Origin of the sequence: Pseudomonas sp. NPDC087817, assembly GCF_044742875.1 — a bacterium.
GTDB lineage: Bacteria > Pseudomonadota > Gammaproteobacteria > Pseudomonadales > Pseudomonadaceae > Aquipseudomonas.
In genome coordinates this window covers 39,307-50,123 of record NZ_JBIUVJ010000037.1, presented here as the reverse complement: position 1 = coordinate 50,123, position 10,817 = coordinate 39,307, and the positions used below count along the sequence as shown (strand labels likewise).

Sequence of the window (10,817 nt, the reverse complement as noted above, 5' to 3'; positions counted from 1 at the left end):
CTCTCAGCCTCGCGCCGCTTGCGGCGTGGGCTGCGGTTCCTGTGGTCGATGACAACTCCGGTTATAACAATAGCGGGAGTGGTTATCCGCCTGCGGGTTACGGTACGAACGGCGCCTATGCCGGGGGAGCGGCTTCGGCCCCTGCCTCGGCACAAGGCATGCTGTTCAACCAACTGCAACAAATGCAGGATCAGATTTCGCGCCAGCAAGGCGTGATTGAAGAACTGCAGAATCAGGTTGCGCGCATGAAGCAAGAATCCCTGGAGCGATACCAGGATCTTGATCGGCGCATAGGATCCGGTGTTGCACCTGCCGCGACTCCTGAGAATTCTTCTGCCGGTGGCGATGCAAGTGCTGCTGCCGGTGCTGCCGCTGGCGCCGGGGCTGCTGCCCAGGCACCTGCTGCAAGTAGTGAACCGGGTGATCCGGCCAAGGAAAAGCTGTATTACGATGCCGCTTTCGACCTGATCAAAGCCAAGGATTTCGACAAGGCCAGCCAGGCCTTCGCCGCTTTCCTGCGCAAATACCCGAACAGCCAATACGCGGGCAATGCCCAGTACTGGTTGGGTGAAGTGAACCTGGCCAAAGGTGATCTGCAAGGTGCAGGTCAGGCGTTTGCCAAGGTATCGCAGCTGTATCCCAAGCATGCCAAAGTGCCGGATTCGCTGTACAAGCTCGCCGATGTAGAGCGCCGTCTCGGTCACACCGACAAGGTCAAAGGCATCCTGCAGCAGGTGGTGGCCCAATATCCGGGCACGTCCGCCGCGCAGTTGGCCCAGCGCGATCTGCAACGCATGTAACGCAGCTTTACCCGTTTGGAAGAAACCCGCGCTTGTCGCGGGTTTTTTCGTTAGAATTCACGCCCTTTTTCTGAAACACGCTTCTTGTGGTCTACGCGTTGGCGGGATTGCCTGAAGTGCCTGACGGAGGCGGACAGCCTGTTTAGCTGTTACGCCCGTGGCGACTATGCAAGACACATTGAGAATTACCGAAGTTTTCTACTCTTTGCAGGGGGAAACGCGGACCGCGGGGCTGCCCACGGTTTTTGTGCGCCTGACCGGTTGCCCATTGCGTTGCCAATACTGCGACAGTGCCTATGCGTTCAGTGGCGGGACAATCCGCACCCTCGACGACATCCTTGAACAAGTAGCCGGGTTTCGACCGCGCTACGTCTGCGTCACCGGCGGTGAGCCGTTGGCACAGCCGAACGCCATTCCCTTGCTCAAACAGTTGTGTGATGCCGGTTACGAGGTTTCGCTGGAAACCAGCGGCGCCCTTGACGTTTCGGCTGTCGATCCGCGCGTCAGTCGCGTGGTCGACCTGAAGACGCCGGGTTCGAAAGAAGCTCACCGCAACCGTTACGAAAATATCGAACTGCTGACCCCGAACGATCAGGTGAAGTTTGTCATCTGTTCGCGGGAAGACTACGACTGGGCGGTTTCCAAGCTGATTCAGTACGGACTGGATCGACGCGCCGGCGAAGTGCTGTTCTCGCCTAGCCACCATGACCTGAATGCTCGGGATCTGGCGGACTGGGTGGTGGCAGACAATTTGCCGGTACGCCTGCAATTGCAGTTGCATAAATATCTTTGGAACGATGAGCCGGGGCGCTGACATGACCGAACAACTGAACACCACCGAAAAACGTGCGGTCATCCTGCTGTCCGGCGGCCTCGACTCGGCAACCGTCGTGGCCATGGCCCGCGCCGAAGGCTATAGCTGCTACACCATGAGTTTCGATTATGGCCAGCGCTCTCACGCAGAATTACACGCTGCTGCCCGCGTTGCCCGGGATCTGGGTGTGGTCGAACACAAGGTGATCGGCCTCAACCTGAACGGCATGGGCGGCTCGGCACTGACTGATAGCAGCATCGACATTCCGGAGGAGCTGGGCGAGGGCATCCCGGTCACTTATGTGCCGGCGCGCAATACGGTTTTTCTGTCTCTGGCGTTGGGTTGGGCTGAAGTGCTCGGCGCTCGCGACATCTTCATCGGTGTGAACGCCGTGGACTATTCCGGTTACCCGGATTGCCGTCCCGAGTTCATCGAGTCGTTCGAACGCATGGCGAATCTGGCGACCAAGGCCGGTGTCGAGGGCAATGGCTTCCGTATCCGGGCACCGTTGCAGAATTTGAGCAAGGCGCAAATCGTTCAGGCAGGCGTGAAGCTTGGTGTCGATTACGGCCTCACCGTTTCCTGCTATCAGGCCGATAATGACGGCCGCGCATGCGGCAAATGCGACAGTTGCCGCCTGCGTGCAGAAGGCTTTGCGGCAGCCGGTGTGGAGGATCCAACACCTTATTTTTGATTTTTTTCAAAAAGGTGTTGAATAGTCCTTAAAAATCAGTATTATACGCGCCACCACACAGCGGGTCGTTAGCTCAGTTGGTAGAGCAGTTGGCTTTTAACCAATTGGTCGTAGGTTCGAATCCCACACGACCCACCATATTTGGCGGTTTAGAAAATCCGGAAGGCCCACGAAAGTGAGGATTTCCGGGTTTTTTTTTGCCTGCATTTCCGGTGTATGTTCTTTCAGCAGCAGCCGCGCTGACGCAGGTCAGAATCATCTTTTGTATCAACGGGATATTCTGTAGCCTTGCGCAGCTTCAACGCTGTCCGTGCCTGATAAAACTCACTCTCCCGGCGGTACCCTCAAGCGGTCCGGAGCCGGGTGTATACTCGACTTTCGCGCGAAAGCGCCTGCAGGTCTTGCGAACATGACGCAGATTTCCGAACGCCGTCTGGTTCAAGCCCACCTCGATGCCAAACAGCCCAAACCGCTGACGGCCGAGGAAGAGGCTTATTACCGTTCTGCCATCGCCGCCGAGCTCAAGGCTCAGGACGCGGTGTTGGTTGCCCACTTTTATTGCGACCCGGTGATTCAGGCTCTGGCCGAAGAAACCGGCGGCTGTGTCTCCGACTCCCTGGAGATGGCTCGCTTCGGCAATGCTCATCCGGCCAAGACCGTAGTGGTCGCCGGCGTGAAGTTCATGGGCGAGACCGCGAAGATTCTCAATCCTGAAAAACGTGTGCTGATGCCAACTCTGGAAGCGACTTGCTCGCTCGACCTGGGTTGCCCGGTGGACGAGTTCTCGGCGTTCTGCGATCAGCATCCAGAGCGCACGGTAGTGGTTTACGCCAACACTTCCGCTGCAGTGAAGGCGCGGGCTGACTGGGTGGTGACATCGAGCTGCGCACTGGAAATCGTCGAAAGCCTGATGGACAACGGCGAGACCATCATCTGGGGGCCGGACAAGCATCTGGGCACTTATATCCAACGCAAGACCGGCGCCGATATGTTGCTCTGGGACGGTGCCTGCATCGTCCATGAAGAGTTCAAGTCCAAGCAGCTCGAAGACATGAAAGCGCTGTACCCGGACGCGGCAATTCTGGTGCACCCGGAATCGCCGACTTCGGTGATCGAACTGGCCGATGCAGTAGGCTCCACCAGTCAATTGATCGCTGCCGCGCAAAGCCTGCCGAACAAGACGCTGATTGTCGCCACCGACCGAGGCATCTTCTACAAGATGCAGCAGCTGTGCCCGGACAAGGTCTTCATTGAAGCGCCAACCGCCGGTAACGGCGCCGCGTGTCGCAGTTGCGCACATTGCCCGTGGATGGCCATGAATACCCTTGAGCGCACGCTCAAGAGCTTGAAGGAAGGGACGAACGAGATCTTTGTTGATCCGGCGTTGATTCCGCAGGCGATTCGGCCGTTGAAGCGGATGCTGGACTTTACGCAAGCGGCGCGGATGAAGCTGGCCGGTAACGCCTGAGGTCTTTCAGGCAACAAACAAACCTGTAGGAGTGAGCCTGGTTGCGATAGCGGTGTGTCAGATAGCAATTATGTTTGCTGACACACCGCTATCGCGATCAGGCTCACTCCTACTGTGGTTTCTGGCGTCTGGAAATTACTTGGTCTTCTTCGGAATCCGCACCACGCGGGTGTCGGAATAGATGTCGTGCCACGTGCGCTTCTGCTTGTCGTACAGGGACCAGAAGAATCCGAGCCCTACGCACAGCCACGAAGCGATCGACACCATGAAGCGCAGCAGCGCCTGCCACAGGCTGATCGCCTCGCCATTGGCGTTCTGCACGCGAATCCCCCACACCTGCATACCCAGTGTCTGCCCGCCATGGGTCCAGAACTTGGCGAAGAAGGCAAACAGCACCAGCAACAGCACTGTCGAATAGAGCGGATCGCCGTCGAGTTTGCCGGCATCGGTCATTGCTCGCAAACGTTCTTCGCCGATGATCGCCGCCTGGATCAACTTGTAAACGAAGCCGGTCACGATCAGCAGAGCGGTGCACAGCAGAAAGTCATAGAACATCGCGGCCAGACGACGGCCGAGGCCAACGGGAGGAAAGTCGCCCTGGGGGGTGAGCAGGTTTTTCGACATGGCAGCCTCTGGACGCAAAATGAAGCGCCATTTTACGGATTCGCGCGCACAAAAAAGCCCCTGATATCAATATCAGGGGCTTTTTCGTTACAGAGATCAGGCTTCTGCTTGTACTTCGTCAGCCTGCATGCCTTTCTGGCCTTGCACAGCAACGAAAGTCACTTTCTGGCCTTCTTTCAGGCTCTTGAAGCCGTTGCCCTGGATGGCGCGGAAATGCACGAACAGATCCGGACCGCTTTCTGGAGTGATAAAACCAAAACCTTTCTCGTCGTTAAACCACTTGACGGTACCGCTCTGACGTGTGGACATTTCTTATTTCCTTTGACGCAATAAATTGATGACAGTCTCTTTCTCATGAAAGAGTACTGGGGCTGGTTGCAGGAGAGTAAGAAGACGTCGAACGGGATGTAGCTAACTTGTAGGCTACTGCCCAGGTCACGATTCCAAGCTGACCCATGCAAACACAGTGGACAAACTCTACGCCAACTACGGGAGAAAAAACAAGCCCCCGCAAGGGCCCGGTTTTGCTGCACTTGCTGGCAGTTAGTCGGTCCACTAGTGCAGGCTTAGACGATTAGCTTGTTCAAATCTTTTCGAACGTTATAAGCAAAGTTCATATTCGAATCGACTGTTAGAAAATGCACTTTTTTGTGGCGATTGCGTTACACATTAGTGCACGCATAACGCAATCGCGTTACTTATAGAAACAGTCAATCAACCACGATAGTAGCGTTGTGGAACAAATGGCATTTTGCTTACAAGCATTGGCACCTTTTTCCCACGCACGATGGCCCAAACGGTTGTATCGAGGGTGACATAAGCACTGTCGAGGTAGCCCATCGCCAATGGCCCGCCCAGGGTCGGTCCGAAACCGCCGCTGCACACGCTGCCAATGATCTCGCCCGCTTCGTTGACGATCTCCGCGCCTTCACGCACTGGCGTGCGTTCTTGCGGCAGCAGGCCGACGCGTTTACGCGCGACACCGTTCTCTTGTTGAGCAAAGACTTGTTCTGCACCCGGGAAACCGCCGGCCCGTGCGCCATCAGCGCGGCGCGTCTTGGAGATCGCCCACAACAGGCTGGCCTCGATTGGCGTGGTGTCGGTGTTCATGTCGTGGCCGTACAGGCACAGGCCGGCTTCCAGACGCAGCGAGTCGCGAGCGCCAAGGCCAATGGCCTGGACTTCTGGCTCGGCGAGCAGGGCGCGAGCGAGTTTTTCCGCATCGGCGGCTGGCACCGAGATTTCGAAACCGTCTTCACCGGTGTAACCCGAACGGCTGACGAAGCAATCCACACCCAACAATTGCACGCGGTTGAACTGCATGAAAGTCATTTTCGCGACCTCAGGCGCGAGGCGCGCCAGCACCGTAACGGCGGCTGGACCCTGCAGAGCGAGCAGGGCACGCGCTTCGAACAGCTCCGTAATGGTGCACTGATCGCCGATGTGTTTTTGCAGATGCGCCAGATCCTGATCCTTGCACGCCGCGTTGACCACCAGGAACAGTTCGTCGTTACCGAGGTTGGCGACCATCAGGTCATCGAGAATGCCGCCGGTTTCATTGGTGAACATCGCGTAACGCTGCATGCCCACTGGCAGGTCGATGATGTCCACCGGCACCAGGGTTTCCAGGGCTTTGGCGGCGTTGGCACCGGTCAGGCGCATCTGGCCCATGTGCGAAACGTCGAACAGCCCGGCCTGCTCACGGGTGTGCTGGTGTTCTTTCATCACGCCCAACGGGTATTGCACCGGCATGTCGTAGCCGGCGAACGGCACCATGCGGGCGCCAAGTTCGATGTGCAGAGCGTGCAGCGGGGTTTTCGACAGTTGTTCGGTGGACATGCGTGGCTCCTTGAAAATTTGAGTTTGGGATGAGGGGCAAGATTGAGATCCAGATCAAAAGCCCCTCACCTCAGCCCTCTCCCGGAGGGAGAGGGGGCTAAGTACGATCGTCTCCCTGAGGGAGGCGGAGTTAAATAAGGTTCAGCATTCGATAATGTTGACCGCCAGACCGCCGCGGGCGGTCTCTTTGTATTTGCTTTTCATGTCGGCGCCGGTCTGGCGCATGGTACGAATGACTTTGTCGAGGGAGACGAAATGTTGACCGTCGCCACGCATGGCCATGCGCACCGCGTTGATCGCCTTCACCGAGCCCATCGCATTGCGCTCGATGCACGGCACTTGTACCAGGCCGCCAATCGGGTCGCAGGTCAGGCCCAGGTTATGTTCCATGCCGATCTCCGCAGCGTTTTCGACTTGCTGCACGCTGCCGCCGAGCACTTCACACAACGCGCCGGCCGCCATTGAACAGGCAACGCCGACTTCACCCTGACAACCGACTTCGGCGCCGGAGATGGAGGCGTTTTCCTTGTAGAGAATGCCGATGGCCGCCGCAGTGAGCAGAAATCGCACCACGCCGTCGTCATTCGCACCGGGAATAAAGCGCATGTAGTAATGCAAAACAGCAGGAATAATCCCCGCCGCACCGTTGGTCGGTGCCGTGACCACGCGCCCGCCGTTGGCGTTTTCTTCGTTGACCGCCAAGGCGTAGAGGTTGACCCAGTCGAGCACCGACAACGGATCGCGCAGCGCTGATTCCGGGTTCTTGCACAGTTGCCGATGCAGCGCCGCCGCACGTCGTTTGACCTTCAAACCACCCGGCAAGATGCCTTCGTTACGGCAACCCGCCGCGACGCAGTCCTGCATCACCTGCCAGATCTTCAGCAGACCGGCACGGGTTTCCGCTTCCGGGCGCCAGGCGCTTTCGTTGGTCAGCATCACCTGACTGATCGACAGACCGTAGGTGGCGCAATGACTGAGCAAATCCTTGGCACTTTTGAACGGGAAGGTCAGCGGTGTGGCGTCTTCGACGATGCGATCGGCACCGGCCGCATCCTCGTCGACCACGAAACCGCCACCGACCGAGTAGTACTCGCGGCTGCGAATCTGCAGGCCCGCCGCATCGAATGCACGAAAGATCATGCCGTTGGGGTGATAGGCCAGTGGCTTGCGGATCATCGCCAGGTGTTCTTTCTCGTTGAACGCAATGCTGTGTTCACCGAGCAGGTTGAGCCGGCCGTTACCGCGAATGTCTTGCAGGCGCGCGGCGACGGTTTCGGTGTCGACGGTGTCCGGGTGTTCGCCTTCGAGGCCGAGCAGTACGGCTTTGTCGCTGCCGTGACCTTTACCAGTGGCGCCGAGGGAACCGTACAGTTCGACGCGAACGCTGGCCGTTGCACCGAGCAGGTTTTCTCGCCGCAGGCCTTCAGCGAAGCGCGCAGCAGCGCGCATCGGGCCGACGGTGTGGGAACTGGAGGGACCGATGCCAATCTTGAACAGGTCGAACACGCTTAACGACATGAGTGGTTCTCCGGTTTCTTGTTATAGGAATTGGCGGAATATCAGGCTTGATGCGTTCCTTGTGGGAGCTGGCTTGCCAGCGATGGCGGTGTGTCAGGCAATAGAAGTGGAGACTGATCCACCCTCATCGCTGGCAAGCCAGCTCCCACAGGTTTTGCGGTGTTGTCGGGAGTGGGGGCAAATGAATGCCCCCATTCCTTTAAGCGTAGCTTTCGATCGACGGGCAGGCGCACACCAGGTTGCGGTCGCCGAACACGTTGTCGACGCGACCGACCGGCGGCCAGTATTTACCTTCGATCAACGACGCCACCGGATACACCGCTTGCTCGCGGCTGTACGGGTGGGTCCATTCGCCAACCAGCTCTGCCGCGGTGTGCGGGGCGTTCTTCAACGGGTTGTCATCCTTGTCCAGCGTGCCGTTTTCCACGGCGCGGATTTCTTCGCGGATGCGGATCATGGCGTCGCAGAAACGGTCCAGTTCTTCCTTGGATTCGCTTTCGGTCGGCTCGATCATCAACGTGCCCGCTACCGGGAACGACATGGTCGGAGCGTGGAAGCCGAAGTCGATCAGACGCTTGGCGACGTCATCGACGCTGATGCCGCTGCTGTCTTTGAGCGGACGCAGATCAAGGATGCACTCGTGCGCCACCAGACCGTTGCTGCCGGTGTACAGCACTGGGTAGTGCTCTTCCAGACGACGGGAAATGTAGTTGGCATTGAGAATCGCCAGTTGCGAAGCACGCTTCAGACCGGCGCCGCCCATCATGCGAATGTACATCCAGGTGATCGGCAGAATGCTCGCGCTGCCGAACGGTGCCGCGCACACCGCGCCTTCCTTGCGTTCCATCTGGCCGTGGCCCGGCAGGAACGGCGTGAGGTGCGACTTGACGCCAATCGGGCCGACGCCCGGGCCGCCACCGCCGTGCGGAATACAAAAGGTCTTGTGCAGGTTCAAGTGCGAAACATCGCCGCCGAACTTGCCCGGTGCGCAGAGGCCGACCATCGCGTTCATGTTGGCGCCGTCGATGTACACCTGGCCGCCGTTGTCATGAATGATCCCGCAGATTTCGCGGATGCCTTCTTCAAACACGCCGTGGGTCGACGGGTAAGTGATCATCAGCGCAGCGAGGTGTTCGCGGTGCTCGATGGCTTTGGCGCGCAGGTCTTCGATGTCGACGTTGCCGCGCGCATCGCACGCGGTCACGACCACTCGCATGCCTGCCATGTTGGCGGTGGCCGGGTTGGTGCCGTGGGCCGACGACGGGATCAGGCAGATGTCGCGACGCTCATCTCCACGGCTCTGGTGGTAGGCGCGAATCGCCAGCAGGCCGGCGTACTCACCTTGCGAACCGGCGTTCGGTTGCAGCGAGATCGCGTCGTAGCCGGTGGCGGCGCAGAGCATCGCTTCCAGTTCATCGGTCAGTTGCTGATAACCGGCGCTTTGCGCTGCTGGAGCGAACGGGTGCAGGGCGCCGAATTCGGCCCAGGTCACCGGGATCATTTCGCTGGCGGCGTTGAGCTTCATGGTGCACGAGCCCAGCGGGATCATGGTGCGATCCAGTGCCAGGTCCTTGTCCGCCAGTTTGCGCAGGTAGCGCATCAGCTCGGTTTCCGAGTGATAACGGTTGAACACCGGGTGGCTGAGGATTGGCGACTGACGCACCAGCGCAGCCGGGATGGTGCTGTGTACCGAAGCGGCCAGTGCCGCGAAGTCCGGCAGGGTCTTGCCGTCGGCGAACAGGCTCCACAGGGTTTCGATGTCAGCCTGAGTGGTGGTTTCGTCGACCGACAGGCCCAGACGTTCGGCATCAATCACGCGCAGGTTGATCTGCGCGGCGTGAGCCTTGTCGTGCAGCGCGGCGGTTTGCGCGCCGGTGGCCAGGGTCAGGGTGTCGAAGAAGTGTGCCTGCTCGACGGTCTGGCCCAGTGCGGTCAGGCCCTTGGCCAGAATCGCGGTCAGGTGATGCACGCGATTGGCAATCTGCGTCAGGCCTTTCGGGCCGTGGTAGACGGCGTACATGCTGGCGATGTTGGCCAGCAGCACTTGCGCGGTGCAGATGTTCGACGTGGCCTTCTCGCGGCGGATGTGTTGCTCGCGGGTCTGCATCGCCAGACGCAGCGCCGGTTTGCCGAAACGGTCAACCGAGACGCCGACCAGACGGCCCGGCATGTCACGCTTGAATGCATCCTTGGTGGAGAAGTAAGCCGCGTGCGGGCCACCGAAGCCCAGCGGCACGCCGAAGCGTTGTGCCGAACCGATAGCGACGTCAGCGCCGAACTCGCCCGGGGCGGTCAGCAGGGTCAGGGCCAGCAGGTCAGCGGCGACCGCAACCAGCGCATTGGCGGCGTGGAATCGTTCGGTCAGTTCGCGGTAGTCGAACACATCACCGTTGCTGGCCGGGTATTGCAGCAGCGCGCCAAAGAATGGCGTCACGTCGGTCAGTTCACGCTCATCGCCCACAACGACTTCGATGCCCAGCGGCTCGGCACGGGTGCGTAGCACGTCGAGGGTTTGCGGGTGGCTGTGGATCGAGGCGAAGAACTGGTGGCTGCCTTTGTTCTTGCTCAGGCGTTTGCAGAAGGTCATGGCTTCGGCAGCGGCGGTGGCTTCGTCGAGCAGGGAGGCGTTGGCGATCGGCAGGCCGGTGAGGTCGCTGATCAGGGTCTGGAAGTTCAGCAGCGCTTCGAGAAGGCCCTGGGAAATTTCTGGCTGGTACGGCGTGTAAGCGGTGTACCAGGCCGGATTTTCCAGCAGGTTGCGCAGGATCGGCGACGGCGTGTGGCAGTTGTAGTAGCCCTGGCCGATGTAGGTCTTGAACAGCTGATTCTTGCCGGCGATCGATTTGATCATCGCCAGGGCATCGGCTTCGCTCAGACCGTCGTCCATGCCGAGCACGCTGGTGCCCTTGATGCTTTCCGGGATGACGCTGGCGCTCAGGGCTTCGAGCGAATCGAAGCCGAGGCTGTTGAGCATGGCTTGCTCGTCACCGGCGCGCGGGCCGATGTGACGGGCGATGAATTCGTTGGCGGTGCCAAGGTTTACTTGAGTCATGTCGGTGT

Annotated in this window: 9 protein-coding genes and 1 tRNA gene; 5 read left to right on the top strand and 5 right to left on the bottom strand. The window is 59.3% G+C overall.

From position 1 onward, the window contains the following. The 5 genes from ybgF to nadA all read left to right on the top strand — a co-directional run. A partial coding sequence (gene ybgF / locus ACIONG_RS20700) for a tol-pal system protein YbgF (protein WP_401302402.1) occupies positions 1-800 on the top strand: 800 nt, incomplete at its 5' end. Positions 801-966: 166 nt separating this feature from the next. Beyond that, positions 967-1,614: a 7-carboxy-7-deazaguanine synthase QueE gene (gene queE, locus ACIONG_RS20695; RefSeq protein WP_103303960.1), complete on the top strand. Its 648-nt coding sequence runs from the start codon at positions 967-969 to the stop codon at positions 1,612-1,614. Between the two features lies 1 nt (position 1,615). Beyond that, positions 1,616-2,308 carry a 7-cyano-7-deazaguanine synthase QueC gene (gene queC, locus ACIONG_RS20690; protein WP_401302400.1) on the top strand — a complete coding sequence of 231 codons (693 nt, stop codon included), beginning with the start codon at positions 1,616-1,618 and terminating at the stop codon, positions 2,306-2,308. Between the two features lie 62 nt (positions 2,309-2,370). Continuing rightward, positions 2,371-2,446 (top strand) — tRNA-Lys (locus tag ACIONG_RS20685). A 271-nt stretch (positions 2,447-2,717) separates the two neighbouring features. Next, complete coding sequence (nadA, locus tag ACIONG_RS20680) at positions 2,718-3,776, top strand: quinolinate synthase NadA (protein ID WP_401302398.1); 1,059 nt, start codon at positions 2,718-2,720, stop codon at positions 3,774-3,776. A gap of 135 nt (positions 3,777-3,911) precedes the next feature. Here the strand turns inward: nadA and ACIONG_RS20675 are convergent, their stop codons facing one another. The 5 genes from ACIONG_RS20675 to gcvP form a co-directional block, all read right to left on the bottom strand. Continuing rightward, positions 3,912-4,400, bottom strand: a complete 489-nt coding sequence (locus ACIONG_RS20675; RefSeq protein ID WP_103303963.1) for an RDD family protein — start codon at positions 4,398-4,400, stop codon at positions 3,912-3,914. A 96-nt stretch (positions 4,401-4,496) separates the two neighbouring features. Then, positions 4,497-4,709, bottom strand: a complete 213-nt coding sequence (locus ACIONG_RS20670; RefSeq protein WP_003227496.1) for a cold-shock protein — start codon at positions 4,707-4,709, stop codon at positions 4,497-4,499. A 405-nt stretch (positions 4,710-5,114) separates the two neighbouring features. Then, positions 5,115-6,239: a glycine cleavage system aminomethyltransferase GcvT gene (gene gcvT, locus ACIONG_RS20665; protein ID WP_401302395.1), complete on the bottom strand. Its 1,125-nt coding sequence runs from the start codon at positions 6,237-6,239 to the stop codon at positions 5,115-5,117. A 141-nt stretch (positions 6,240-6,380) separates the two neighbouring features. Further along, entirely contained in the window at positions 6,381-7,757 is a 1,377-nt protein-coding gene (locus ACIONG_RS20660; protein WP_315445603.1) for an L-serine ammonia-lyase, read from the bottom strand. A 199-nt stretch (positions 7,758-7,956) separates the two neighbouring features. Beyond that, positions 7,957-10,809 (bottom strand): aminomethyl-transferring glycine dehydrogenase, encoded by a 2,853-nt coding sequence (gcvP, locus tag ACIONG_RS20655; protein WP_401302393.1) that lies wholly within the window; start codon positions 10,807-10,809, stop codon positions 7,957-7,959. Positions 10,810-10,817 lie beyond the last annotated feature (8 nt).